This window comes from Burkholderia sp. 9779_493 (assembly GCF_015712215.1).
Lineage (GTDB): Bacteria > Pseudomonadota > Gammaproteobacteria > Burkholderiales > Burkholderiaceae > Burkholderia > Burkholderia cenocepacia.
The window spans coordinates 244,075-269,625 of sequence record NZ_JACCQA010000004.1 but is presented as its reverse complement, the minus strand read 5'-3'; the positions used below and the strand labels follow the sequence as shown (position 1 = coordinate 269,625).

25 protein-coding genes and 2 tRNA genes are annotated in these 25,551 nt (G+C 68.7%); 17 read left to right on the top strand and 10 right to left on the bottom strand.

The features are described from left to right. Window positions 1-4: 4 nt before the first annotated feature. From H0X95_RS05940 to H0X95_RS05930, 3 genes are read right to left on the bottom strand one after another with little or no spacing between them, the layout of a single operon-like run. On the bottom strand, window positions 5-406 hold the full coding sequence (locus H0X95_RS05940) for a Rieske (2Fe-2S) protein (RefSeq protein ID WP_006493745.1): 402 nt from the start codon (window positions 404-406) through the stop codon (window positions 5-7). Beyond that, window positions 403-1,062, bottom strand: a complete 660-nt coding sequence (locus H0X95_RS05935; protein WP_006493743.1) for an HAD-IA family hydrolase — start codon at window positions 1,060-1,062, stop codon at window positions 403-405. Before H0X95_RS05935 ends, H0X95_RS05940 begins: the two co-directional genes overlap by 4 nt. 5 nt (window positions 1,063-1,067) lie before the next feature. After that, entirely contained in the window at window positions 1,068-2,072 is a 1,005-nt protein-coding gene (locus tag H0X95_RS05930; protein ID WP_196445946.1) for an RluA family pseudouridine synthase, read from the bottom strand. A gap of 719 nt (window positions 2,073-2,791) precedes the next feature. Here H0X95_RS05930 and H0X95_RS05925 point away from each other — a divergent pair. The 6 genes from H0X95_RS05925 (at window position 2,792) to H0X95_RS05900 (ending at window position 10,031) form a co-directional block, all read left to right on the top strand. Beyond that, window positions 2,792-5,941, top strand: a complete 3,150-nt coding sequence (locus H0X95_RS05925) for an Rne/Rng family ribonuclease (protein ID WP_196445945.1) — start codon at window positions 2,792-2,794, stop codon at window positions 5,939-5,941. Window positions 5,942-6,071: 130 nt separating this feature from the next. Continuing rightward, a complete protein-coding gene (gene moaA / locus H0X95_RS05920) occupies window positions 6,072-7,184 on the top strand; it encodes a GTP 3',8-cyclase MoaA (protein WP_080331970.1) in 1,113 nt (370 codons plus the stop codon). Between the two features lie 22 nt (window positions 7,185-7,206). Beyond that, window positions 7,207-7,824: a molybdenum cofactor guanylyltransferase MobA gene (gene mobA / locus H0X95_RS05915; protein ID WP_059721528.1), complete on the top strand. Its 618-nt coding sequence runs from the start codon at window positions 7,207-7,209 to the stop codon at window positions 7,822-7,824. A gap of 111 nt (window positions 7,825-7,935) precedes the next feature. Continuing rightward, the gene (gene moeA, locus H0X95_RS05910; protein ID WP_080331969.1) at window positions 7,936-9,234 is read left to right on the top strand and encodes a molybdopterin molybdotransferase MoeA; all 1,299 of its coding nucleotides are present in this window, start codon (window positions 7,936-7,938) and stop codon (window positions 9,232-9,234) included. Between the two features lie 39 nt (window positions 9,235-9,273). Beyond that, window positions 9,274-9,549: a hypothetical protein gene (locus H0X95_RS05905; protein ID WP_006476519.1), complete on the top strand. Its 276-nt coding sequence runs from the start codon at window positions 9,274-9,276 to the stop codon at window positions 9,547-9,549. Further along, a complete protein-coding gene (locus tag H0X95_RS05900) occupies window positions 9,546-10,031 on the top strand; it encodes a GNAT family N-acetyltransferase (RefSeq protein ID WP_196445944.1) in 486 nt (161 codons plus the stop codon). Before H0X95_RS05905 ends, H0X95_RS05900 begins: the two co-directional genes overlap by 4 nt. 90 nt (window positions 10,032-10,121) lie before the next feature. Here H0X95_RS05900 and rmuC read toward each other — a convergent pair whose 3' ends face one another. The 5 genes from rmuC to pncB all read right to left on the bottom strand — a co-directional run bounded on the left by rmuC (window position 10,122) and on the right by pncB (window position 16,088). Beyond that, window positions 10,122-11,597 (bottom strand): DNA recombination protein RmuC, encoded by a 1,476-nt coding sequence (gene rmuC, locus H0X95_RS05895; protein WP_006486198.1) that lies wholly within the window; start codon window positions 11,595-11,597, stop codon window positions 10,122-10,124. Beyond that, complete coding sequence (locus H0X95_RS05890; protein WP_006486189.1) at window positions 11,594-12,583, bottom strand: 2-hydroxyacid dehydrogenase; 990 nt, start codon at window positions 12,581-12,583, stop codon at window positions 11,594-11,596. Before H0X95_RS05890 ends, rmuC begins: the two co-directional genes overlap by 4 nt. Before the next feature lie 81 nt (window positions 12,584-12,664). Continuing rightward, window positions 12,665-14,095: a sodium:proton antiporter gene (locus H0X95_RS05885; protein ID WP_058902108.1), complete on the bottom strand. Its 1,431-nt coding sequence runs from the start codon at window positions 14,093-14,095 to the stop codon at window positions 12,665-12,667. 43 nt (window positions 14,096-14,138) lie between these two features. Further along, the gene (locus H0X95_RS05880; protein WP_006486205.1) at window positions 14,139-14,801 is read right to left on the bottom strand and encodes a LutC/YkgG family protein; all 663 of its coding nucleotides are present in this window, start codon (window positions 14,799-14,801) and stop codon (window positions 14,139-14,141) included. 87 nt (window positions 14,802-14,888) lie between these two features. Next, window positions 14,889-16,088, bottom strand: a complete 1,200-nt coding sequence (gene pncB / locus H0X95_RS05875; protein ID WP_006486197.1) for a nicotinate phosphoribosyltransferase — start codon at window positions 16,086-16,088, stop codon at window positions 14,889-14,891. 290 nt (window positions 16,089-16,378) lie between these two features. Between pncB and fdxA the strand changes: the two genes are divergently transcribed. The 8 genes from fdxA to H0X95_RS05835 all read left to right on the top strand — a co-directional run bounded on the left by fdxA (window position 16,379) and on the right by H0X95_RS05835 (window position 20,740). Next, complete coding sequence (fdxA, locus tag H0X95_RS05870; RefSeq protein WP_006496521.1) at window positions 16,379-16,702, top strand: ferredoxin FdxA; 324 nt, start codon at window positions 16,379-16,381, stop codon at window positions 16,700-16,702. Between the two features lie 102 nt (window positions 16,703-16,804). Continuing rightward, a tRNA-Asn gene (locus tag H0X95_RS05865) sits at window positions 16,805-16,880 on the top strand. A gap of 72 nt (window positions 16,881-16,952) precedes the next feature. Beyond that, window positions 16,953-17,028, top strand: a tRNA-Asn gene (locus H0X95_RS05860). Window positions 17,029-17,155: 127 nt separating this feature from the next. Beyond that, entirely contained in the window at window positions 17,156-17,641 is a 486-nt protein-coding gene (locus H0X95_RS05855) for a CreA family protein (protein ID WP_058902106.1), read from the top strand. 20 nt (window positions 17,642-17,661) lie between these two features. Then, the gene (locus H0X95_RS05850) at window positions 17,662-18,567 is read left to right on the top strand and encodes an AraC family transcriptional regulator (RefSeq protein WP_006486200.1); all 906 of its coding nucleotides are present in this window, start codon (window positions 17,662-17,664) and stop codon (window positions 18,565-18,567) included. Window positions 18,568-18,694: 127 nt separating this feature from the next. Then, window positions 18,695-19,462: an AzlC family ABC transporter permease gene (locus H0X95_RS05845; RefSeq protein WP_006496522.1), complete on the top strand. Its 768-nt coding sequence runs from the start codon at window positions 18,695-18,697 to the stop codon at window positions 19,460-19,462. Further along, the gene (locus H0X95_RS05840) at window positions 19,459-19,797 is read left to right on the top strand and encodes an AzlD domain-containing protein (RefSeq protein ID WP_006486204.1); all 339 of its coding nucleotides are present in this window, start codon (window positions 19,459-19,461) and stop codon (window positions 19,795-19,797) included. Before H0X95_RS05845 ends, H0X95_RS05840 begins: the two co-directional genes overlap by 4 nt. 160 nt (window positions 19,798-19,957) lie before the next feature. Further along, window positions 19,958-20,740 carry a DUF4088 family protein gene (locus tag H0X95_RS05835; RefSeq protein ID WP_006493266.1) on the top strand — a complete coding sequence of 261 codons (783 nt, stop codon included), beginning with the start codon at window positions 19,958-19,960 and terminating at the stop codon, window positions 20,738-20,740. 135 nt (window positions 20,741-20,875) lie between these two features. On the opposite strand, the gene H0X95_RS05830 is transcribed toward H0X95_RS05835, so the two are convergent. Then, complete coding sequence (locus H0X95_RS05830) at window positions 20,876-21,277, bottom strand: hypothetical protein (RefSeq protein ID WP_006486212.1); 402 nt, start codon at window positions 21,275-21,277, stop codon at window positions 20,876-20,878. 264 nt (window positions 21,278-21,541) lie between these two features. Between H0X95_RS05830 and H0X95_RS05825 the strand changes: the two genes are divergently transcribed. The 3 genes from H0X95_RS05825 to fumC all read left to right on the top strand — a co-directional run bounded on the left by H0X95_RS05825 (window position 21,542) and on the right by fumC (window position 24,874). Beyond that, window positions 21,542-21,760: an RNA-binding S4 domain-containing protein gene (locus H0X95_RS05825; RefSeq protein WP_006486208.1), complete on the top strand. Its 219-nt coding sequence runs from the start codon at window positions 21,542-21,544 to the stop codon at window positions 21,758-21,760. A gap of 136 nt (window positions 21,761-21,896) precedes the next feature. Continuing rightward, the gene (gene norM, locus H0X95_RS05820; RefSeq protein ID WP_006496523.1) at window positions 21,897-23,285 is read left to right on the top strand and encodes a multidrug efflux MATE transporter NorM; all 1,389 of its coding nucleotides are present in this window, start codon (window positions 21,897-21,899) and stop codon (window positions 23,283-23,285) included. A 194-nt stretch (window positions 23,286-23,479) separates the two neighbouring features. Next, entirely contained in the window at window positions 23,480-24,874 is a 1,395-nt protein-coding gene (gene fumC, locus H0X95_RS05815) for a class II fumarate hydratase (protein ID WP_006486188.1), read from the top strand. Between the two features lie 46 nt (window positions 24,875-24,920). On the opposite strand, the gene H0X95_RS05810 is transcribed toward fumC, so the two are convergent. Then, the gene (locus H0X95_RS05810) at window positions 24,921-25,433 is read right to left on the bottom strand and encodes an acyl-CoA thioesterase (RefSeq protein ID WP_006493265.1); all 513 of its coding nucleotides are present in this window, start codon (window positions 25,431-25,433) and stop codon (window positions 24,921-24,923) included. Window positions 25,434-25,551 lie beyond the last annotated feature (118 nt).

The following is a 25,551-nucleotide window of genomic DNA, read 5'->3' as shown; positions in this document are numbered from 1 at the left end:
GTCGTCAGTCGGTCGTGGCGGGCGTGGCGGGATGCAGGTCCGCATCGGGCACCCAGAATACCGCACGGCCGTCGGGCGTGTCGCGCTCGTCGACCTCGACCGGCCGCAAGCGGCCGCCGCGGCACGGGCCACCGACGCACTTGCCGGTATCCGGCGCGTAGATCGCGCCGTGCGTCGCGCACATCAGATAGAGGCCCGACGACTCGAAGAATTGCCCTTCGGCCCAGTCGAGCTCCATCGGCACATGCGCGCAGCGGTTCAGGTAGCCGTAGGCGCGGCCGTCGTAGCGCACGAAGAACACGACCGCCTGCTCGCCGCGCAGCGTCGCGTCGACGCGCACCCCGGCGCCGCCGTCGGTCAGCGCGTCCGACGCGCACACGCGCACGGCGTCCGGCGCCGCGCTCATGCGTGCTCCCGCAGCCATGCGGCCAGCGCACCGACGTCCGGCGCGACGAAGCGCGGCGTGAGCGCCGCCAGCGCATCGGCCGTGTGCGCGCCATACGCGACGCCGACGCCGGCCGCGCCGGCGCTGGCCGCCATCTGCAGGTCGTGCGTCGTATCGCCGATCATCACGGTGCGCGACAGGTCCTGCCCCAATTCCCGCGACAACTCGTGCAGCATCGCCGGATGCGGTTTCGAGAACGTTTCGTCCGCGCAGCGCGTCGCGTCGAACCAGCTCGTCAGTTTCGACTGGTCGAGCACGCGGTTCAGCCCGACCCGACCCTTGCCGGTCGCGACGGCGAGCAGATAGCCCGTATCGCGCAGTTCGGCGAGCAGCTCGCGCACGCCGGCGAACAGCTCGATGCGCTGGTCGTCGAGCAGGTAGTGGTAGCGGTAGCGCTCAGCCAGCCGTGCGTAGTCGGACGGATCGAGGGTCGGCGCCGTGATCTGCAGCGCGTCCCGCAGGCCGAGGCCGATCACGTAGCGGGAAGCTTCGTCGGACGGCGTGGGCAAGCCGAGATCGCGGCATGCCGCCTGGATGCTGTGCGCGATGTGCGCAGTCGAATCCATCAGCGTGCCGTCCCAGTCGAAGACGATCAGGTCAAATTGCTGTCGGGCCATGCGGTTCAGGCGGTATCGCGCAATGCGCTGAGTTGATCGAGGAAGCGCCGGCACTCGGCCGGCAGCGGCGCATCGAACTGCAGCGCCTCGCCGGTCAGCGGATGAGCGAGCTTGAGGCGGTGCGCATGCAGGAACATCCGTTTCAGCGACGGCTGCGCGTTCGCGCGCGCCAGCGCCTTGTTCAATGCGAAATCGCCATACTTGGCGTCGCCGGCGATCGGCAGGCCGAGATGCGCGAGGTGCACCCGGATCTGATGGGTCCGACCCGTTTTGAGTTCCGCTTCGACGAGCACGTAGTCCGGCCAGCGGTCGACGAGATTGAACACCGTATGCGACGCGAGCCCGTCCTCCTGCACCCGTACGCGGCGCTCCCCTTCCGGGGTCGAATACTTGAACAGCGGCGCCTTCACCGCGCGGCGCCGGCCCCAGTCGGGCTGCCATTCGCCGTGCGCGCACGCGAAGTAGCGCTTGTCCATCCGGTTCTCGCGGATCTGCTCGTGCAGGCCGACGAGCGCCGTGCGTTTCTTCGCGAGCATCAGGATCCCGGACGTCTCGCGGTCGAGCCGGTGCACCAGTTCGAGGAATCTCGCGCGCGGACGCGCCTGGCGCATCTGCTCGATCACGCCGAACGCGACGCCGCTGCCGCCGTGGACCGCGACCCCGGCCGGCTTGTCGATGACGAGCATCGCGTCGTCCTCGTACAGCACGTCGAAATGCGCGGGCGGCACGACGGGCGTGTCGGCGCGCGCGAGGTCGGCCGCCGCCACGCGCACCGGCGGCACGCGGACGAGGTCGCCGAGCTCCAGGCGGTACTGCGCGTCGATCCGGCCCTTGTTCACGCGCACTTCGCCGCTGCGGAGGATCCGGTAAATATGGCTTTTCGGCACGCCTTTACAGACGCGCAACAGGAAGTTGTCGATGCGCTGACCGGCCGAGTTTTCGTCGATCTCGATCATCAATACCTGGCCGCTTGCGACCGAATTCTGGGATATTTTGCCTAACTCATTCATACTGAATATAATTTTGCCCAGCCTGACGTTGTGGGTGGCCTGACCGGCCGGCCCCGGCTGAATCGGGCAAGGCGCAAGCGCAAACTGCTATTTTACTTGCGCCGGGGGTCCGCTGCTCGCCCCTAATCAAAGAGAAGCAGCAAGTTGCACGCACGGCGCCGCCCGTCGGCAAGGATCGCGCCCACAGGCGGATTCGGTCGGCAAGGCGCCGCGGTAACGGAAAGTTGGTTGAAAAGAATTTGATCGGCAGCCGACGGCGCGCAGTGCGTCCGCAGGCTGCCGGTTGCGAAAATTACGGCGTTGCGCCCGATTTGGCCCCGCGAAGCGTGCGGGGCTTGGCGACGTCAAACCAGGGAAGTACACCCCAAGCGGGAAAGTCGGGCTGGATTCGATACTCCCCGCTGCGGCCCAAGCCGCAGCATCTGCCGCCCGTCGGCGCGCGCGACGCATTGCGCGCGCCCGTGGCAATGCCCGGACAGGCTTAGCGCGCTTTTGCAGCGTGCGGTGTGTGAACGCCGTGCTTTGAAGCCGTATTCGCAGGTGCCCTATGGCCGCCGGCCCCGTCTTTCGGGCCCAAGCGCCTCTTCAGGCAATTCTCCCCGCCAGCATTCCCGCTCCAGCGTGCTCGTGACAACACAACAAGGTGCGGCCTGTCGTCGTTCCCGCCCTCGCGCCTGACAACCGCGAGGCGCCGGCAGCGGAGCCGCCTGGAGTCGTTCATGAAACGCATGCTGTTCAATGCGACGCAGCAGGAGGAGCTGCGCGTCGCCATCGTCGATGGGCAAAAGCTCATCGACATCGACATCGAAACCGCCGGGCGCGAACAGCGCAAAGGCAATATCTACAAAGGTGTCATCACCCGTATCGAGCCGTCGCTCGAAGCGTGCTTCGTCAACTACGGCGAAGACCGCCACGGCTTCCTGCCGTTCAAGGAAGTCGCCCGCCAGTACTTCAAGGAAGGCATCGACATGCGCTCCGCGCGCATTCAGGATGCGCTGCGCGAAGGCCAGGAGCTGATCGTCCAGGTCGAGAAGGAAGAGCGTGGCAACAAGGGCGCCGCCCTCACCACCTTCATCTCGCTCGCCGGCCGCTATCTCGTGCTGATGCCGAACAACCCGCGCGGCGGCGGCGTATCGCGCCGGATCGAAGGCGACGAGCGCCAGGAACTGCGCGAAACGATGGCGCAGCTGCAGATTCCGGACGGCATGAGCATGATCGCCCGTACCGCGGGCATCGGCCGCAGCGCCGAGGAACTGCAGTGGGACCTGAACTACCTGCTGCAACTGTGGCGCGCGATCGAGGCTGCCTCGCAAAGCGGCAACGCCGGCCAGCCGATGCTGATCTATCTGGAATCGAGCCTCGTGATCCGCGCGATCCGGGACTATTTCCAGCCGGATATCGGCGAAATCCTGATCGATACGAACGAAATCCATGATCAGGCCCGTGCCTTCATGGACATCGTGATGCCGGACAACGTCGCGAAGGTGAAGCGCTATCACGACGACGTGCCGCTGTTCTCCCGCTTCCAGATCGAGCACCAGATCGAAACCGCGTACTCGCGCACGGTCCCGCTGCCGTCGGGCGGCGCGATCGTGATCGACCACACCGAAGCGCTCGTCGCGATCGACGTGAACTCCGCACGCGCGACCAAGGGCGCGGACATCGAGGAAACGGCCACCCGCACGAACCTCGAAGCGGCCGACGAAGTCGCCCGCCAACTGCGCCTGCGCGACCTCGGCGGCCTGATCGTGATCGATTTCATCGACATGGAATCGGCGAAGAGCCAGCGTGAAGTCGAGCAGCGCCTGAAGGACGCGCTCAAGCACGACCGTGCGCGCGTGCAGATGGGCAAGATCTCGCGCTTCGGCCTGATGGAACTGTCGCGCCAGCGCCTGCGCCCGGCGCTGTCGGAAGGCAGCCACGTGACGTGCCCGCGCTGCAACGGCACCGGCCACATCCGCGATACCGAATCGTCCGCGCTGCAGGTCCTGCGGATCATTCAGGAAGAAGCGATGAAGGAAAACACCGCGGCGATCCACTGCCAGGTGCCGGTCGAGGTGACCGCCTTCCTGCTGAACGAAAAGCGTCAGGAAATCAACAAGATCGAGTCGCGCTTCAAGGTCGGCATCGTGCTGATCCCGAACAAGCACCTCGATACGCCGCACTACAAGCTCGAGCGCCTGCGTCACGACGATGCGCGCCTCGACGATCCGCGCGCATCCTGGAAGATGGCCGAGGAAGCGGCCCGCGAGCTCGAATCGGAAACCGGCTACAGCAAGCGGGCGGCCGAAGTGAAGCCGAAGCAGGAAGCCGCGGTCAAGGGCATCACGCCCGAGCGTCCGGCACCGAGCCCGGCTCCGCAGCGTCCGGTCGAGCCCGTTGCCGCCCCCGCCCCGGCGCCCGTCGCCGCGGCAAGCGGCGGCTTCATCGGCTGGCTGAAGGGCCTGTTCGGCGTGTCGCCGGCACCGGCGCCCGCACCGGTCGCGCCGGCACCGGCGAAGGAGCAGGCAGCCCGTCCGGCGCGCGAGCGCACGGAAAAGACCGAGCAGCGCGGCGGCGATCGCAATCGCAACCGTCGCGGCGGCGCCCAGCAGGCGCAAGGCGGCCGCGACCCGGCAGCCGCAGGCCGTGGCCAGCCGCAACGCCAGGAACGCGAAGGCAAGGAAGTGCGCGAATCGCGTGAAGGCCGTGAGCCGCGCGAGGGTCGTGAGCTGCGTGAAGGTCGCGAGGGCCGCGGAAACCGCGAGGGTCGTGAAAACCGTGAGGGTCGCGAGGGCCGTGGCCCGCGGGAAGGTCGCGAGCCGCGTGAAGGCCGTGAGCCGCGCGAACCGCGCGAGCGTGCCGAACAGCCGGAAGGCGTCGAAGCAGCCGGCCGTGGCGAGCGTCAGGAACGCGGCGAGCGTCGCGAGCGCGGCGAACGCCGCAAGCCGACCCAGCATGCAGCCACGCTCGAAACCGTCACCCGCGGTGAAAACCATCCGGAACCGGAAACCGACAAGGTGGCGGCAGAAGCCCTGCCCGGCGCGGAACTGGCAGCCGATGCGGAAGCCGGCGCACGTGACGGCGAAGAACGCCGCCGTCGCCGTCGCGGCCGCCGCGGCGGTCGTCGCGAGCGCGAGGAAGACGGCGCAGTCGAGCAGGCCGAACAAGGCGCCGAAGGCGAAGTCGCCGCGCAAGCGGTGACGCCGGCCGCCCCGGTCGCTGCCGAACCGGCTCACACGGCTGCGCCGGCAGTCGTCGCGGCCGTGGCAAGCGCGGTCGCCGTGGAAGCCGTCGCCGAGCAGCATGCCGCACCGGCCGCTGTCGAAGCGCAGCCGGCACCGGCCCCCGCCGAAGTGGCTCCGGCCGCCCCGGTCGAGCCCGTCGCCGTCCAGGCAGCCGAACCGGCACCGGTCGCACCGGCCGTCGCGGAAGCAGGCCCGACGCCGGTCGCGGTGTCGCCGACCGATGCGTTCGAAGTGCCGGCCGCCGCTCCGGTCGCTGCCGAGGCCCCGCAAGCCGCACCGGTCGAGCAAGCCGCACCGGCTGCCGTGGCGATCGAGACCGCTCCGGTGGTGGTCGAAGCCGCGCCGACGGTGGCCGAGGCACCGGTCGCAGCCGCGCCGGTCGAGGCCGTCGCCGCACCGGCACCGACACCGGCACCGGCTCCCGCCCCCGCACAACCGGCAGCCGCGCCCACTTCGGCGAGCCTGGACGTCGTGCTGGAGCAGGCCGGTCTCGTCTGGGTGAACACGGACGCCGACAAGTTCGCGGCCGCGCAGGAAGCCGCATCGCGACTCCCGCGCCCGGCCCGCGTGCCGCGCGAACGCAAGGTGCTGCCGCCGGCCGATACGGCGCCGATGCAGCAGGTCGAAACGACGCACCACTAACGGCGCATCGCCCGACCAGGAAAAGCCCGCCTCCGGCGGGCTTTTTCATGTCCGCGCTGCGGGTTTCCGCCCACCGGACCCACCGGCCGGTTGCGGCTAAAATAGAGGTCTGGTCCGCACTTCTTCCAACATGTCCCGACGCATCATTCCTCTCGCCGACGTCAGCGGGATGCCGGACGTCTCCGGCGTCGCGCATGCCCCCGACGGCACGCTGGCCGACACGTTCGCCAGGCCGCTGCGCGACCTGCGCATTTCGGTGACGGACCGCTGCAATTTCCGTTGCGTGTACTGCATGCCGCGCGCGGTCTTCGACAAGGACTACCCGTTCCTGCCGCACAGCGCGCTGCTCACGCACGAGGAAATCGAGCGCGTGGCGCGACTCTTCGTCGCACACGGCGTCGAGAAGATCCGTATCACGGGCGGCGAACCGTTGCTGCGCAAGAACCTCGAATTCCTGATCGAGCGCCTCGCGCGCCTGACGACGCATGCCGGCCGCCCGCTCGACCTGACGCTGACGACCAACGGCTCGCTGCTCGCACGCAAGGCGCGCGCGCTGAAGGACGCCGGGCTTACGCGCGTCACGGTCAGCCTCGATGCGCTCGACGACACGCTGTTCAAGCGCATGAACGATGCGGAGTTCGCGAGCGCCGACGTGCTCGACGGCATCTTCGCCGCGCAGGCCGCGGGCCTCGCGCCGGTCAAGGTCAACATGGTCGTGAAGCGCGGCACCAACGACAGCGAGATCCTGCCGATGGCCGAGCGGTTCCGCGGCACCGGCGTGATCCTGCGTTTCATCGAATACATGGACGTCGGCACGTCGAACGGCTGGAACATGACCGAGGTGCTGCCGTCGGCGGACGTCGTCGCGCGTATCGCCGAACATTTCCCGCTGGTGCCGCTCGAGCCTCACACGGCGGCCGAAACCGCGCAGCGCTGGGGCTATGCGGACGGCAGCGGCGAGATCGGCGTGATCTCGAGCGTCACGCAGGCCTTCTGCGGCGATTGCACGCGTGCCCGGCTGTCGACCGAAGGCAAGCTGTACCTGTGCCTGTTCGCGTCGGCCGGCCACGACCTCCGTGCGCTCGTGCGGGGCGGCGCAAGCGATGCCGAGATCGCGACCGCGATCGCGCGCATCTGGCAGGCGCGCACCGATCGCTATTCGCAGCTGCGCGGCAGCGCCTCGGCCGACGCCACGCCCCACGGCGCCGGCAAGCGCGTCGAAATGTCGTATATCGGCGGCTGACGCCTCTTTCCGCCTTCACACGATGCCCGCTCCCGCTTCTCCGTCGATCGCCGGCCTGCTGCTCGCAGGCGGGCGCGCGACCCGCATGGACGGCGTCGACAAGGGTCTGCAACTGCTCGACGGTACGCCGCTCGCGCTGCACGTGCTGCGCCGGCTGTCGCCGCAGGTCGACGAGACGCTGATCAGCGCGAACCGCCATGCCGATCGCTATGCCGAGCTCGGTGCGCCGTTCGACGCGCGCATCGTCGCCGACGAAACGCCCGACTTCCCCGGGCCGCTCGCGGGCCTGCTCGCCGGCATGCGCGCGGCGCGCGCGCCGCTGGTCGCATGCTCGCCGTGCGATACACCGTATCTGCCCGCCGACCTCGTCGCGCAACTGCATGCGGCGCTCGACGCGCAGCAGGCCGACATCGCGATGGCGGTCACCGTCGACGCGCAGCAGCTGCGCTCGCCGCAGCCGACCTTCGCGCTGCTGCGCACATCGCTGGCCGACGATCTGGCCGCGCGCCTCGCGGCCGGCGACCGCAAGGTGCGTGCGTGGTACGCACGCCACAAGACGGTCGAAGTCGAGTTTCGCGACGAGCGTGCGTTTTACAATGCCAACTCCTGGCAGGAACTCGCCGCGCTGGCCCGCCGCTGACGGCCCCGTGCCGTTCCCGCCCGGCGCCCGCCACACGCGAAACCCGCGCCCAGGCACCCTCCTCGCGCCACCGGCCACGAACCCGATACGCCTTGCGGCGCAGTCCGACTGATGATCACGCAATCCTCGCCCGCCTCCCGAACCGCACCCGACCCCGATGTCCCGCTGTCGCTCGCCGACGCGCAGGCGCTCGCGTGCCGCTTCGCGGTGCCCGTCGACGCGTGCGACACGGTGACGCTGCGCGATGCGCTCGACCGCGTGCTCGCGGTCGACGTGAGCGCGCCGTTCGACATTCCCGCGTACGACAATTCGGCCATGGACGGCTATGCGTTCGACGGCGGCAGCGCGGCACTCGCGTCGCCGCAGGGCGAGGTCGCGATGCCGGTCGCCGGCACCGCATTCGCCGGCCATCCGTTCGACGGCGCCGTGGCAGCCGGTGCATGCGTGCGGATCATGACCGGCGCGCCGATGCCGGCCGGATGCGACACCGTGATCCCGCAGGAACGCGTGCGCGTCGAGGGCGACACGATCCGCTTCGCCACGCGCGACGTCGCGCGCGGCGCGAACTGCCGCAAGGCCGGCGAGGATCTCGCGCGCGGCGCCTGTGCGCTCGCCGCGGGCCGCGTCCTGCGGCCGTCCGATCTCGGCCTGCTCGCGTCGTTCGGCGTCACCGACGTCATGGTGCGCCGGCGCGTGCGCGTCGCCGTGTTCTCGACCGGCGACGAACTGCGCGAGCCCGGCGAACCGCTCGGCCGCGGCGCGCTGTACGACAGCAATCGCGGGATGCTGATCGCGATGCTCGAACGCCTGCACGTGGATGCGATCGATCTCGGCATCGTCCGCGACGACCCGGCCGCGCTCGATGCCGCATTGCGCGACGCCCTCGCCGCGCAGGCCGATGCGGTCATCACGTCGGGCGGCGTGTCGGTCGGCGAAGCCGACTTCACGCGCGACGTGATGGCGCGGCTCGGCGACGTGACGTTCGCGAGCCTTGCGCTGCGGCCCGGCCGGCCGCTCGCGTGCGGCACGCTCGCACGCGCGGCCGACGGCGCCGGCCACGCGCTGTTCTTCGGGCTGCCCGGCAATCCGGTCGCGTCCGCCGTGACGTTCTACGCCATCGTGCGCCCCGCGCTGCTGACGCTGGCCGGCGCGCAGACGCCGCCACCGGCGATGTACACGGCGCGCAGTACGCAGCCGTTGAAGACGCGCCCCGGTCGCACCGAATACCTGCGCGGCATCGCGACGCGCGCCGCCGACGGCCAATGGCACGTCGCACCGGCCGGATCGCAAAGCTCCGCGTCGCTGAGCGGCCTCGCAGACGCCAACTGTTTCATCGTCCTGGGCCACGATACCGCGGCAGTCGACGCGGGCGCCCCGGTCGACATCCTGCCGCTCGACGGCCTGATCTGAATTCCACTATCGGTATATCTCTACGGGGGCAATCCGCACATGAAGAAACAAATCTCGTCGATCGCCGCGGGACAGACCGCGAAGGCGCTGATTCTCGTCTACCTGACGTTCAGCGTGCCGATCGTGCTGCTCGGCATTCTCGTCGCGTACATCCGCTACGGGATGGTCGAACTGAGCACGATCCTGAGCGCGCTGCTGCTGAACGCGATCCTCGGTTTCGTGCTGCTGTGGATTGCGTGCCACGCGTACAACTGGGTCGCGTCGCGCTTCGGCGGCATCGAAATCGTGCTGTCCGATCCGCCGGAGGAAGCGTGAGCGGCACGCCGCTGATCCGCGCGGCCGCCCCGCGCGACGTCGGCGCGATCCTCGCGCTGATGCGCGAGCTGGCCGAGTTCGAGAAGCTCACGGATCTGTTCGTCGCGACCGAAGCCGATCTCGCCGACGCGCTGTTCGGCGAGCACCCCGCGGCCGAAGCGCTGGTGGCCGAGCGTGACGGCGCGATCGTCGCGTACGCGCTGTTCTTCCACAACTATTCGACGTTCGTCGGCCGCCGCGGACTCTCTCTCGAGGATCTGTACGTGCAGCCGTCGCAGCGCGGTACGGGCCTCGGCACCGCGATGCTGCGTCATCTCGCGGCACTCGCCGTCGAGCGCCGTTGCGCGCGCTTCGAGTGGTCGGTCCTCGACTGGAACCAGCCGGCAATCGATTTCTACGAGAAGATGGGCGCGACCGTGCTGCCGGAGTGGCGCATCGTACGCGTGACGGGTGGCGCGCTGGACACGCTCGCCGCGCACTGAGCGCGGGCCGGCCACGCCGGCGATCGCTGCAAAGGAAAACGGGCGCCGCGGCGCCCGTTTTTTCTGTCCGGCGGCTGCCGGTAACGCGTGTCATGCATCGTCCGCATCGGCGCCTTCGGCCCCTTCCGCGCCGAGCAGCCCGGCCGCCGTATCGCCCGGCAACGCCTCGACCTGCTTGAGCTTGCGGTTCATCACGCGCGTGCGCTGCTCGGCCGCCTCGATCGAACGCGTGACCGTTTCGAGCTGCGACTTCGTGCGCGCGAGCACGTCGCCGAACTTGCCGAACTCGGTCTTGACCGCGCCGAGCACCTGCCACACCTCGCTCGAGCGCTGCTCGATCGCGAGCGTGCGGAACCCCATCTGCAGACTGTTCAGCAGCGCGGTGAGCGTGGTCGGCCCGGCGACCGTCACGCGATAGTCGCGTTGCAGCAGGTCGGTCAGCCCCGGCCGACGCAGGATCTCCGCATAGAGCCCCTCGGTCGGCAGGAACAGCAGCGCGAAATCGGTCGTGTGCGGCGGCGCGACGTACTTCTCGGCGATCGTGCGCGCTTCCATCCGCACCCGCGCCTCGAGCGCACGCGCCGCCTCCTCGACCGCCACCGCATCGGCGCGCTCCTGCGCGTCGATCAACCGCTCGTAGTCTTCGCGCGGAAATTTCGCGTCGATCGGTAGCCACACCGGCGGCGCGTCGCGCGTGCCGGCATCGCGGCCCGGCAGCCGGATCGCGAATTCGACGCGCTCGGTACTCTTCGGCACCGTCGCGACGTTCTTCGCGTACTGCTCGGGTGTGAGCATCTGTTCGAGCAGCGCTTCGAGCTGCACCTCGCCCCAGGTGCCGCGCGTCTTCACGTTGGTCAGCACCTTCTTCAGGTCGCCAACGCCGGCCGCGAGGGTCTGCATCTCGCCGAGCCCGCGATGCACCTGCTCGAGCCGGTCCGACACGAGCTTGAACGATTCGCCGAGCCGCTGCTCGAGCGTCGCGTGCAGTTTCTCGTCGACGGTGCGGCGCATCTCCTCGAGCTTCGCCGCGTTGTTCGTCTCGATTTCCTTCAGCCGCTGTTCGAGCGTCGCACGCACTTCACCGATCCGGCGATCGTTCGCCTCGGTCAGTTGCGTGAGCTGCCGGTGCAACGTGTCGCCGAACAGCCGCAGCGCGCCCGTCTGCTCCTCGCGCGCCTGCTGGGCCTGGCGCTGCACGCTCTCGCGCATCGCGTCGAACTGCTGCGCGTTGCCGGCGACGAGCTTGCCGAGCTGCTGCGCGAACCCCTCGATCTGGTTGTTCTGCACGGTCGCCACGCTCGTCAGTTGCGCGGCGAGCGTCTGCTGCAACTGCGCGAAGCTGCCGGCCAGCTCGGTACGCGAGCCGCGCGCATTTTCGACGATCTCGCCGCGCAGTTCGCGCTCGAGCCGCTCGACCGCGCGCGCCTGCGCATGCGCGGCGTCCTCGATCTGGTCGCCGAGCACGGCCGCATCGTCGTGGCGGCCGCCGCGCACGAGCGCGACGATCGCCACCGCGAGCGCGACAGCCAGCACGACGACCGCCGCAAGCAACAACGTCATCGTCATGCGCGCGGCTTCCCGATCACGTCAGGGTTGATCGGATTCGGCGGCCGCCCCGCCCGCGGCCCCTCGCCCAGCGCGGCGATCAGGTTGTCGGCGGCGAGATCCGCCATCGCGCGGCGGGTCTTTTCGGTGGCGCTTGCGATATGCGGCGTCAGCACGACGTTCGGCACCTCGAGCAGCGCCGGATGCACGCTCGGCTCGCCCTCGTACACGTCGAGGCCGGCCGCGGCGATCGTCCCGTCGCGCAGTGCGACGGCCAGCGCCGCATCGTCGACGATCCCGCCGCGCGCGATGTTGGTCAGCGTCGCCGTCGGTTTCATCTTCGCGAGCTCGGCCGCGCCGATCGTGTGATGGTTCTCTTTCGTGTACGGCAGCACGAGTACGACATGATCGGCGCGCGCGAGCAGCGCATCCTTCGACACGTATTCGGCATTCAGCTCGGCTTCGATCTCGGGCGCGACCCGCGACCGGTTGTGGTAGATCACCTGCATCCCGAAGCCGCGCGCGCGGCGCGCGAGCGCCTGGCCGATGCGACCCATCCCGATCACGCCGAGCGTCGAGCCATGGATGTCGGCGCCGAGAAAGCCGTCGTACGCCCACTTCTGCCAGTGGCCGGCGCGCAGCCAGTGTTCGGATTCGGCGATCCGGCGCGCCGCTGCCATCATCAGCGCCCAGCCGAAATCGGCGGTCGATTCGTTCAGCACGTCGGGCGTATTGGTGCCGAGCACGTTCGCCGCGTTGAATGCGGCCATGTCGAAGTTGTTGTAGCCGACCGCCATGTTCGCCACGACGCGCAGACGCGGCGCCGCCGCGAGCGTGGCCGCGCCGACCGGGTCGCCGGCCGTCAGCGCGCCGTCCTTGTCGGCCAGACGCGCGGCGAGCGCGTCGGGCGCGAGCGCGTCGCCGTCGTTCCAGTCGACTTCGAAATACTGCTTGAGCCGTTCGATCACGTCCGGAAAGATCGGACGCGCGACCAGGATCTTCTGCATCGCCATCTCCGCATGCCGCGGCCGGATGGCGGCGCACCATGCGCCGCCGGGACCGCCCGCTCGGGGTTGAAAATCGTCAGCTTACGCCGTGAAGAAAAGCCACGACGTCAGCAGGAATACCGGTATCAGCACGACGAGCGCCCAGCCGAGGTACGCGAAGAAGCTCGGCATCTTCACGCCGCGCGATTCGGCGATCGCCTTCACCATGAAGTTCGGCGCGTTGCCGATGTAGCTGTTCGCGCCCATGAACACCGCGCCGGCGGAAATCGCGGCGAGTGTCGACGCACCGGTCGTCATCAGCGTCCGCGCATCGCCGCCCGCGAGGTTGAAGAACACGAGATAGGTCGGCGCGTTGTCGAGGAACGACGACAGGATGCCGGTCGCCCAGAAGTACATCGCGTCGATCGGCTTGCCGTCGGGCCCCGTGACGAGATGGACGATCTGCGCGAACGCGCCATCCGCGCCGGCGCGCAGGATCACGATCACCGGCGCGATCGTCACGAAGATGCCCGCGAACAGCTTCGCGACTTCCTCGATCGGCGCCCAGTTGAACGCGTTGCCCTCGCGCGCGGAACGCGGCGTCAGCGCGAGCGACACGAGCGTCACGACCACGAGCGCGACGTCGCGCACGAGATTCTGCAGCGCGACGTGCGTGCCCCACACGTCGAACGAGATGCCCGGCTTCCACACGCCGCTCATCAGCACGAGCGCGATCACGGCCGCCAGCAGCACGAAGTTGACCTTGCCGTCGATCGACAGCGCCGCACCGTCGGGCGTCGGATCGAGCGCGGCCGGCCGCTCCTCGCCGCCCTTCCGGTAGAAGTACGTATCGAGCGCGAAGAACAGCGTCAGCAGCACCACGCAGATGAACAGCATCGGCAGCGCGAGATGCGTGGTCGTCCAGAAGAAGCTCACGCCGTTCAGGAAGCCGAGGAACAGCGGCGGATCGCCGAGCGGCGACAGCGAGCCGCCCGCGTTCGCGACGAGGAAGATGAAGAAGATCACGACGTGCACGACATGCTTGCGGTTGTCGTTGGCGCGCAGGAGCGGCCGGATCAGCAGCATCGCGGCGCCCGTCGTGCCCATCACGCTCGCGAGCAGCGTACCGAGCGCGAGTATCGCGGTATTCAGTTTCGGCGACCCATGCAGGTTGCCGTTCACGCAGATGCCGCCCGCGACCGTATAGAGCGCGGTGAGCAGCACGATGAACGGAATGTATTCCTCGAGCAGCGCATGCACGAGCGTGCCGAACGCGGTGCCGATGCCGAACGCGACCGCGAACGGCGCGAGGAACACGATCGCCCAGCCGGCGGCGATCTTGCCGAAGTGGTGATGCCAGAACACGGGGGCGACGAGCGGGAACAGCGCGATGGACAGCAGGATCCCGGCGAACGGGATGCCCCAGAGCGCAGACAGCGTGGCACCGTCGAGCGTGGCGGCCGATGCAAGCGCGGGAGCGGCGCCAAGCGCGATTCCCGACGCCATGCCCGCCCAGGCGGCATGTCGTTTCATGCAGAACTTCCTTGTTCGAGTAGGGGTGAATGCAGCGGGCGCGTCATGCGCCCCGTACGACGATCGCGTGCACGCGGTACGGGCCGTGTGCGCCCAGGATGATCGTTTGTTCGATGTCGCCCGTGCGCGACGGGCCGGACACGAAATTGACCGCGCGCGGCAGCTCGCCGCGCTCCGCGCGAATCAGCGCGAACGCGTCTTCATGACCGGCGACGATGCGCGATGCCGGCACGATCGCGATGTGGGTTTCCGGCAGCAGGCCGGCCGATGCGTAAGTGTCGGGGCCGGACAGCAATACCAGCGACCCCGTTTCGGCGGTCGCGCAAAAGCAGCCGGTCAGGCCGACCAGATCGCCGTCGCGCGGCTTGCGGCACTCGACCGACAGGCCGGCGCCGGCCCAGTCGAGATCGGCGAGCGTGCGCCAAGCGATGGCCTGCGTCGGCAGGCCGTGAGCGGCAAGATAGCGGGCGGCGGCGGCAGGCACGTCGGCCAGCGTCGCGACTTCGTCGACCGTGGTCGACAGGCGCGCCGCTTCGTCGACGAAAGCGGCGACGAGGTCGGCCGGCGCCGGCGGGCGCGGCCCCTCCGGATGACGGGCGAGATAGTCGGCGACGCCGTCGCGCTCCGCTGCATCGGGTTCGGCCGCGCGCCCCTGCGCCGCGCGAATGCGCGCGAGGATCTGGCGACGGGCAGCGGAAGTGTCCATGAACGGTCCTCGTGACGGTGGCGGGCAATACGTCGGATTATACCGACCGCCCCTGCCGCGACGCACCTTCGGCCGAACGGCCGGCGCCTACTTCGACGCGTCTTCCTCGACCGGCTGCGCGATGCCGAACACCTGCCGCAGGTACGCGAGATACGCCTTGTCGTCGCACATGCTCTTGCCCGGCGAATCGGACAGCTTCGCGACCGGCTGCCCGTTGCAGCGAACCATCTTGATCACGATCTGCAGTGGCACGTAGCCGAGATCGTTGGTGAGGTTGGTGCCGACGCCGAACGCGAGCTTGCAGCGGCCGCGGAACCGTTCGTACAGCTGCATGACCTTCGGAATGTCGAGCGCGTCCGAGAACACCAGCACCTTGGTGCGCGGGTCGCACCGGTTCGCTTCGTAGTGGCGCAGCATCCGCTCGCCCCACTCGAACGGATCGCCCGAATCGTGGCGCGCGCCGTCGAACAGCTTGCAGAAGTACATGTCGAAGTCGTTCAGGAACGCGTCCATGCCGTAGACGTCCGACAGCGCGATCCCGAGGTCGCCGCGATATTCCTTCGCCCACATCTCGAAGCCGTAGATCTGCGAATCGCGCAGCCGCGGGCCGAGCGCCTGGCACGCCTGCAGATACTCGTGCGCCATCGTGCCGAGCGGCGTGATGTCGTGCTTCATCGCGTACAGCACGTTGCTCGTGCCCGCGAACTGCGGCCCGAGCCCGTCGCGCAGCGTGAGCGCGACTTCCTCGTGCCAGACCTTCGAGAAGCGCCGGCGCGTGCCGTAATCGGCGATCTTGCAGTCGGCGAACTCGGGCTTCGCGCCGAGCAGCTTGATCTTCTCGCGCAGCCGTTCGCGGCCTTCGCGATAGTCGGGCTCGCGCTGCGTGTTGCGGAAATAGACTTCGTTGACGATCGCGAGCACCGGGATCTCGAACAGGATCGTATGCAGCCACGGCCCCTCGATCACGATGTCGATCTCGCCGTTGCCCTTCGGCGACGGCGTGACCGAGATGTACTTCTCGTTCAGGTGGAACAGCGCGAGGAAATCGACGAAGTCGCTCTTGATGAAGCGCATCCGCCGCAGGTAATCGAGTTCGACGTCGGAAAAGCGCAGCGAGCACAGGCCGCGCACCTCATCGCGAATCTCGTCGATGTACGGCACGAGATCGACGCCGGGCGTACGGCACCGGAAGCGGTATTCGACGTTTGCAGCGGGAAAGTGATGCAGGACGACCTGCATCATCGTGAACTTGTAGAGATCCGTGTCCAGCAGCGAAGTGATGATCATGATGACGGCACCGCCAATATCATGACCGGGCCCCGGCGCACCGCGCGCCGCCCGGTCTGTCGGTCATGTTACCCGAATGCGGGCCGGACCATCGTGAAACCGCCCTCGCCGCCGGGCCGCGTCGCGCCGCCGCCGGGTGCGCGGGTATCCGCGTTGCGCACGCCATAAACTAATCACGAAACGATATAAGCCGGATAGCCGACCACGTCATGCGGGTTTTGCGCTTCAGTTACAATGCCGCTTTTGGCGCAAACGCCACCCCATATATACCGCCAAGCAGGAGCGTTTTAATGACTCACGTTGTGACCGAAGGCTGCATCAAGTGCAAATACACGGATTGCGTGGATGTGTGCCCGGTGGATTGCTTCCGTGAAGGTCCCAACTTTCTCGCCATCGATCCGGACGAGTGCATCGACTGCGCCGTGTGCGTCGCCGAATGCCCGACCAATGCGATCTATGCCGAAGAAGACGTTCCGACCGACCAGCAGCAGTTCACCGAGCTGAATGCCGAGCTGGCGAAGAATTGGCCGTCGATCACGAAGACCAAGCCGGCGCCGGCCGACGCGGACGAGTGGAAGGACGTGCAGGAGAAGCTGCACCTGCTCGAGCGCTGATCGCGCGGCGGCCGCAAAAAATTTCATGCGGCGCGGCTCCAAGGTGTTGACAGGTTAGCGAACACTCCATACAATCTCGTTTCTCTGCTGTTGCTTGTTTGTTCCCCGATAGCTCAGTCGGTAGAGCGCCGGACTGTTAATCCGTAGGTCCCTGGTTCGAGCCCAGGTCGGGGAGCCAAAAACGCAAAGGCCCGTTGAAAGTGGACGGGTTTTTTGTTGGAACACACAACACGCAGATGTACCGATTTATTCCCCGATAGCTCAGTCGGTAGAGCGCCGGACTGTTAATCCGTAGGTCCCTGGTTCGAGCCCAGGTCGGGGAGCCAAACAGCGAAAGGCCCGTCATTCGACGGGCCTTTTGTTTTTCCGGCCGCCGTTCCCTCTTCCCGCTTTTCGTGGTCCGGTCATGCGCATGCTAGAGTTTCTGTCCCGCATTCGCATCCGGTTCCGTCGATGAAGCATCGCCTCTTCCGTTTCGCCCCCGTCGCCCTCCTGTTCTCCGCCGTCGCCGCCGCACCGTTCGCGCACGCGGAGGAAGTCGGCAGCGTCAATACCCATTTCCGCGTCACGGGCTCCGATCGCGTGGTCGTCGAGGCCTATGACGATCCGGTCGTGAGTGGCGTGACCTGCTACGTGTCGCGCGCCCGCACCGGCGGGATCAAGGGCACGCTCGGCGTCGCCGAGGATCCGAGCGAAGCGTCGATCGCGTGCCGGCAGGTCGGCCCGATCAGCTTCAAGGAACCGCTCAAGCAGCAGACCGACGTGTTCAGCGAACGCATGTCGTTCATCTTCAAGACGCTGCACGTCGTGCGCGTGATCGACAAGAAGCGCAACACGATCGTCTACCTGACCTACAGCGACCGTATCGTCAGCGGCAGCCCGAAGAACGCCGTGACCGCGGTGCCGATGCCCGCCGGCACGACGATTCCGGTCAAGTAAGCCCGCTCCCGCGCCCGATCATGTCCGCCGCCCGCCTCCCCGATTCCGCACGCTACTGGCGCACGCCGCTCGTGCCGGACGCGGATCTGCTCACGGCCACCTATCGCGATCACGCGTTCGCGCCCCACTGGCACGACGCGTACACGATCCCCGTGATTCTCGAAGGCGCGGAACGCTTCACCTATCGCGGCACCGGCTACGTCGCCGAAACGGGCACCGTGCCCGTGATCAATCCCGGTGAAGTGCACACGGGCTCGCGTGCCGCCGACGAAGGCTGGTGCTATCGCGTCAGCTACATGCCGGTCGAATTCATCCACGAACTCGCGAGTACGATCGCGGGCCGCCCGCAGGATGCACCGTGGTTTGCCCCCGACGTGATCCGCGACGCCGATCTCGCGGCCCGGCTCACGCTCGCGCACCGGATGCTGGAAGCCGGCAGCGAGCGCGCGCTGTCGTCGCAGGCCGATGCGGCCGGACAGCCGGCCGGCGATCCGGCCACCGGCGCGCCGCGCATCTACGATCCGCTCGCCGCCGAAACCGCGATGCTCGACGCGCTGTCGACGCTGATCGTGCGCCACGCCGACGTACGGCCGCGACCCGCGCCGCTCGCGGCCGACGAGCCACGCGTCGACGCGATGCGCGAGCGGCTCGCCGCCGACCTGATGTCCACGGTGACGCTCGACGAGGTCGCGCAGGCGGCCGGCCTGTCGCCGTTTCACGCGGCGCGCCTGTTCACGCGTACGACCGGCATGCCGCCGCATGCGTGGCGCAACCAGTTGCGGCTGCAGCGTGCGCTGGCGCCGCTGCGCGCGGGCGTGCCGGTCGCCGATGTCGCGGCGGCCAGCGGCTTCGTCGACCAGAGCCACTTCACGCGGCATTTCAAACGGATGTTCGGCGTGCCGCCCGGGCGCTGGCAGGCAAGCTGACGCGCGGCTTCCCGCCGTCGTCGGCCGCACGGCCGCCCGCGCCGGCCGGCACGCGGGCGCCGGCCCCGTTCCGGCGGGCGCAAGAACATACAAGCCGGCCCGCCACCGGCCCGCTATCCTCCCGCTCATGGAGGAGCGCTTCTTGAACAAGACACCCGCATCGCCCCCGCGCCGCCCGCTCAACGAATGGCTCGACGGCGCGCGCGACACGATTCCGATGATGATCGGCGCCGCACCGTTCGGCGTGATTTTCGGCACGCTCGTCGGCGGCGGCCCGCTCGCCGCCTGGCACGGCGCGCTGATGTCGCTCGCCGTGTTCGCGGGCTCCGCGCAGTTCATCGCGCTCGGCCTGATCGCCGGTAGCGCGAGTTTCGTCGTCGTGCTCGCCACGACACTGATCGTGAACCTGCGCCACCTGCTGTACAGCGCGACCCTCGCGCCCTATGTCGCGCACCTGCCGCTGCGCTGGCGCGCGACGCTCGGCGCGTTGATGACCGACGAGGTGTTCGCGGTCGCGTACGGGCACTACCGGCACTACCCGCCCGGCACGATCGGCCCCCACTACTTTTTCGGCTCCGGGCTCGCGATGTACCTGAACTGGCAGGTCTGGACGCTCGCGGGCATCGGCTTCGGCGCGGCATTCCCGGGCCTGCAGTCGCTCGGCCTCGATTTCGCGATGGCGGCGACCTTCATCGCGATCGTCGTCCCGCAGCTCGGCACGCTGCGCTATTTCGCGGCGGCCGCCACGGCCGGCACGCTCGCGTACTTCTGGCAGGGCTGGCCGTACAAGCTCGGGCTGCTCGGCGCGGTCGCCGTCGGCGTCGCGATCGGCGTCCTGCTCACGCTGCTGCACGATCGCACGCGCGCCGGCTCGCGCTCGGAGGCCGCATCGTGAGCTACGCGCTGTTGATCCTCGGCATGGCCGTCATCACGTATGCGATCCGCTCGACGTTGTTCCTGTTCGGCGAGCGGCTGACGTTCCCGCCGCTCGTGCGGACCGCGCTCGGCTTCGTGCCGGTCACCGTGCTGACCGCGATCATCGTGCCGATGACCGTTTCCCCGCACGGCGGCACGGCCGAGCTGACCTGGCGCAATCCGCAACTCGTCGGCGCGCTCGCCGCCGTGCTGGTATCGGCCACGACCCGCCGCCCGCTCGTGACGATCGCCGCCGGACTCGTGGTGTTCTTCCTGTGGCAAGGGGTCGTCCTCCCGCACTGGCTGCCCGCCTGAGCGCATGCTCGATCGCGCCCGCTCAAGTTTCCGCCCGGTGCGCCGATATAGGAGATGAAGACCCGCCACCGGCCTCGGCGCGCACCGGTCAGTCGACGCTGCGCCCGCCCCGGTGCGCCGTGCCGGCGCCGGCCTGCGCGGGCCGCCATCGAGACGATTCATGGGCCAGATCACCCTTTCCCTCAAGGACGACACGCTCGAGTCCCTGCGCAAGGACTACGATGCGTTCGTTCGCGTGTCGCTGAAACTCGACCCGCAATTCGCGACGCCGTCGTTCGAGGATTTCCTGCGCGCCAAGCTGCTCGACAACATGGTGCCGCTGACCGAGCACGCCGTGCAGCGGATGCTGCAGGGCGGCCAGTACGCATGGGCGAAGCGCACGCTCGACAAGGAATTCCCGGACGTCGTCGCGATCCTGATGCGGCAGGCCGGCGAATTCGGCTTCGGCTTCGCGTCGCGCTCCGAGTGGACGCCCGACGAACTCGCGAAGGCCTGCCGCGACTGGGCGAAGGCGATCGTCGCCGAAGCGCAGGGCGACGCGTCGCTGATCGATCCGCTCGCGTCGCAGATCAAGGGCGCGGCGCAGGACATCCAGACGCTCGAGGAATCGATGCAGACGCCGGCGTGGCGGCTCGCGGAATCGCTGCGGCAACGGATCTACGAAGCCAAGCTCGCGTGCGAGATGAGCGTCGGCAGCACCGCGCGCGACAAGCTCGGCGAACTGCGCGGGCTGCTGCGGCTCGGGCTCGCGCACGGCTCGTTCCAGAAGCAGGAAGCCCAGCAGATCATGGAATACCTGCGGCTGCTGAAGCCGGAGATCTTCGTCGAGGAACCGTACGACGTCTTCGCGCGGCTCGCCGCGTGGCTGCGCAGCGTGTTCACACCGGCCGCCGTGCGGCCGGCCCAGGGGCAGGGACAAGGGCAAGGCCCGCGCCGGCCGTGACGGCTCGCCCGTCCCGCTGAACCTTTTACCTCATGAAAAAGGCCCGGCTCGCGTCAAGCGAACCGGGCCGCCGGACGATCGCCGGTCGCGACGCACCGCCCGAAGGCGAGCGTCGCGACAAGCGCCGGGCATCGCTTACTGCGTGGCGCCCTGGGCCGATGCACCGCCCTGCGCGCCGACCGATGCGCCGCCCTCGGTCGCCTCATCGGCCTTCGCCTTGGCCGAACCGGCATGGCTCTTGGCCGACTTCGCCGCATGCTTCGTGTGCTTCTTGGTCGAATGGACGGCCGACGACGTCGTATCCTTCGCGCCATCGGCTGCCGCGCCGACCGCATCGGTCGCAGCACCCGTCGCATTGCCCGACGCGTTCGCGCCGGCCCCGCCCTGCGCGCCTGCACCGACACCGGCCGCCGGCGTCTGCGCCTGCACGCCGGCACCGGCTGCGCCTTGCGCCGTCGTGCCCGTCTGGGCGAATGCGGCCGAAGTGGCGAACGCCGTCAGCGCGGCACCGATCAGCATCGTACGAATCTTGGACATGGCAATTCTCCTCAAGAAGTTGTCCGCCCGGGCCGCCGTTGCGGTCCGTCGCGTCCCCACCGCAACACGCAGCAGGTACGACAGAAGACCGGCGGCCCGCGCGGCCGGTTCGCCAATCTCTCAGACTGTTACCCACCGTTTCATTTGCTGACGAATCGCTCACAGTCCTTTACATCCGCCGGCAGCCGGCCGCGCTCGCGTGCCGGCCCGCGGTGCCGTATGATGCGGGGCGTTTCCTCCCGCGCGTCGCGCACCTTCCTCGTCATGCCCAATCTGGATTTCACGCTGACCGGCGAATACGTCGAGCTGCACAACCTTCTCAAGATCACCGGCCTCGCGGACAGCGGCGGCACCGCGAAGCTGATCGTCGCGTCCGGCGCCGTGAAAGTCGACGGCGCGGTCGAGCTGCGCAAGACCTGCAAGATCCGCGCGGGCCAGGTCGTGCTGCTCGGCGACACGCGCATCGCGGTGCGCGAGGCCTAGCCCCGCCGCGTTCCCCCTGCCTGCGACATGGCCATCGATGCACGCGTTCGACACGGTACGAATAAAGCCGTAAGCTAACCGTCTCTCAAAATAAATACATATAGCGCGGGCCCGCACCCGCGCGAGCGCCCATTCCATGTCGCATTCCGGTTTCACGCGGACGGCCGCCGCGCCGCCGTCCCTGTCCAGTCATGCCGCCGATACCGCGCGCCTCGCCGCGCCGCTCGCGATCGCGCAACTTTCCCAGATGGCGATGAGCGTCACCGACACGGTGCTGCTCGGCTCGCTCGGCCCCGATTCGCTCGCGGCGGGCGGGCTCGGCGCGAACTTCTTCTTCGTGATCGTGACGATCCTGCAAGGGGTGCTGTCGTCGGTCAGCGTGAGCGTCGCGCATGCGCGCGGCGCGCAGGCCGAGGACCGCGTGCCGCACATCTACTGGACGGGCTTCGCGCTGTCCGTGCTGCTCGCGATTCCGGCGATCGTCGCGCTGTCGCTCGCCGAGCCGATCCTGCTGATGTTCCACGAGCCGCCGCTGCTCGCGCATCACGTCGGCGAATACACGGGCATCCTGCGCTACGCGGCGCTCGGCAGCCTGATCGGCGTCGGGCTGATGCGCGCGTTCCTGCCGGCGATCGGCGCCGCGCGGCGGCTCTTGTGGGTGTCGATCGGGGGCGTCGGCGTCAACGGCGTGCTGAACTACGGGCTGATCCACGGCGCATTCGGGTTGCCGCGCCTCGGTTTTCTCGGTTCGGCCGTCGCGACAACGATCACGATCTGGCTCACCGCGCTCGCGCTGATCTGGCTGCTGCACGGCCGGCAGCGCTTCCGCCATTTCGTGACCGCGGCGCGCCCGAAGCTGCCCGTGATGGGCGAGCTGATCGGCATCGGCTGGCCGGTCGCGATCACGTACGGGGTCGAATCGACGCTGTTCCTCGCCACCGGCCTCACGGTCGGCGTGCTGGGCGCGACGTCGCTCGCCGCGCACCAGATCGCGCTGAACGTCGCGTCGGTATCGTTCATGGTGCCGCTCGCGATCGGCCAGGCGGCCAACGTGCGCGTCGGCTACTGGGTCGGCGCGGGCTCGCCCGTCGCCGCGCGGCACGCGGGTTTCGTCGCGCTCGCGCTCGGCGTCGGCTTCATGTCGCTGTCGGGCCTCGTGATGATCGTCGCGCCGCACACGATCGTCGGCCTGTACCTGCACCTCGACGACCCGGCCAACGCGGCCACGGTGTCGCTCGCCGCGTCACTGCTCGGCATCGCCGCGGTGTTCCAGATCGTCGACGGGATGCAGACCGTGGCGTCAGGTGCGCTGCGCGGCCTGAAGGACACGCGCATCCCGATGCTCGCCGCGACCTTCGGCTACTGGGGCATCGGCTTCCCGACCGGCTACTGGTTCGCGTTCCACGCGGGCCTGGGCGCGCGCGGCCTGTGGTGGGGGCTCGCGGCCGGGCTCGCGAGCGTCGCCGCGCTGATGGCCTGGCGCTTTCACCGCAAGACCCTCTCGCTCATCGCGACGGCGCGCTAGGGCCGGTTCCCGCTCGTCGCGGGCTTGCGCCGGCCCCAGGCGCGACACGACGCAAAATCGCGGCCGGCGCTATGCTTGTCGGTTGAACACCTCGAGACGCCGCGCCAGCGGCGCGACTGCCTCACGATACGTCTGATTACGCCTGACGCCGCGCGACGACGCGCGGCCTTTCCCCTTTCCAGGAGGAGTGCATCATGAATGAAGCAGTTCGGATGGAACGCGACACGTTCGGCGAGATCGCCGTGCCGGCCGATCGGCTCTGGGGCGCGCAGACCGAGCGCTCGCTGCAGAATTTCCGGATCTCGACGGAGAAGCAGTCGCCCGAGCTGATCCACGCGCTCGCGATCGTCAAGCGCGCCGCGGCGGCCGTCAACCAGTCGCTCGGCGTGCTCGCCGACGACAAGGCGCACGCGATCATCGCAGCCGCCGACGAGATCATCGCCGGCAAGCATCCGCGCGAATTCCCGCTCGCAGTGTGGCAGACGGGCTCCGGCACGCAGACCAACATGAACCTCAACGAGGTGATCGCGAACCGCGCGAGCGAACTGATGGGCGGCGAGCGCGGCGAAGCGCGCAAGGTGCATCCGAACGACGACGTGAACCGCGGCCAGTCGTCGAACGACGTGTTCCCGACCGCGATGCACGTGGCGGCCGCGTATGCGATCGTCAATCACCTGCTGCCGGCGCTGCGCACGCTGCGCGCGACGCTCGACGCGAAGTCGAAGGCGTTCGCCGACATCGTGAAGATCGGCCGCACGCACCTGCAGGACGCCACGCCGCTCACGCTCGGCCAGGAATTCTCCGGCTATGTCGCGCAGCTCGACCAGGGCATCCGTCACGTCGAATCGGCGCTGCCGCATCTGTACGAGCTCGCGCTCGGCGGCACCGCGGTCGGCACGGGGCTGAACGCGCACCCGGAATTCGCGGTGCGCGTGGCCGACGAGATCGGCCGGCTCACGAAGCTGCCGTTCGTGACGGCGCCGAGCAAGTTCGAGGTGATGGCGGCCGCCGATGCGCTGGTCTTCGCGCACGGCGCGCTGAAGACGGTCGCGGCCAGCCTGATGAAGATCGCGAACGACGTGCGCTGGCTCGCGAGCGGGCCGCGCTGCGGGCTCGGCGAGCTGTCGATTCCGGAAAACGAGCCGGGCAGCTCGATCATGCCGGGCAAGGTGAACCCGACGCAGTCGGAAGCGGTGACGATGCTGTGCTGCCAGGTGTTCGGCAACGATGTCGCGGTCAACGTCGGCGGCGCGAGCGGCAATTTCGAGCTGAACGTGTTCCGGCCGATGATCGCGCACAACGTGCTGCAATCGGTGCGCCTGCTCGCCGACGGCGCGCAGAGCTTCAACGATCACTGCGCGGTGGGCATCGAGCCGAACCGCTCGCGGATCGACCTGTTGCTGAACGAATCGCTGATGCTCGTGACGGCGCTCAATCCGCACATCGGCTACGACAAGTCCGCGCAGATCGCGAAGAAGGCGCACAAGGAAGGCACGACGCTGAAGGCGGCCGCGCTCGCGCTCGGCTACCTGACCGAGGCGGAATTCGATGCCTGGGTGCGCCCCGAGCAGATGATCGGGACGCGGTAACGGCAGGACGGCGGGCGCGGCGCGACGAGCGCGGCGCCCACGGCACTCAGACGGTGCCCTTCGCGACTTCTTCCGGCTTCATCTCGACGATCTTGTCGAGCGCGGCCCGCACGTCGGCCGCATATTTCGCGAGCACGCGCTGCTCGTCGGTTTCGGGCACGAACGGCGGCACCGGCACCGGGTTGCCGTTCTCGTCGACCGCGACGAACACGACGAGGCAATCGGTCGTCTGGCGCAGCACACCGCCCTTCGGATCGCCGGCGTGCACCGACACGTGGATGTGCATGCTGGTACGCCCCGTCGCGACGACGCGCGCCTTCAGCTCGACCAGATTGCCGACCAGGATCGGACGCTGGAAACGGATGTTGCCGACGCTGACCGTCACGCAATAGCGGCTCGACCAGACCGCCGCGCACGCATACGCGACCTCGTCGATCCACTTCATCAGCGCGCCGCCATGCACCTTGCCGCCGAAGTTCACGGACGAAGGCTCGGCGAGGAAGCGGAATACGGTTTCGGTGCGGTCGAGGGCGGCCGGCACGGGGGACGGTTGGGACATTGTTCTGGCTCCGGGCGACAGGGGCGCTGTGATCGGGCCATTATACGTTGCACTGCGGCAACGCGTCGCGGCAAGCCCCGCGTGGCGGGGCTGCGGCGGTCATGCCGACGCGCGCGGG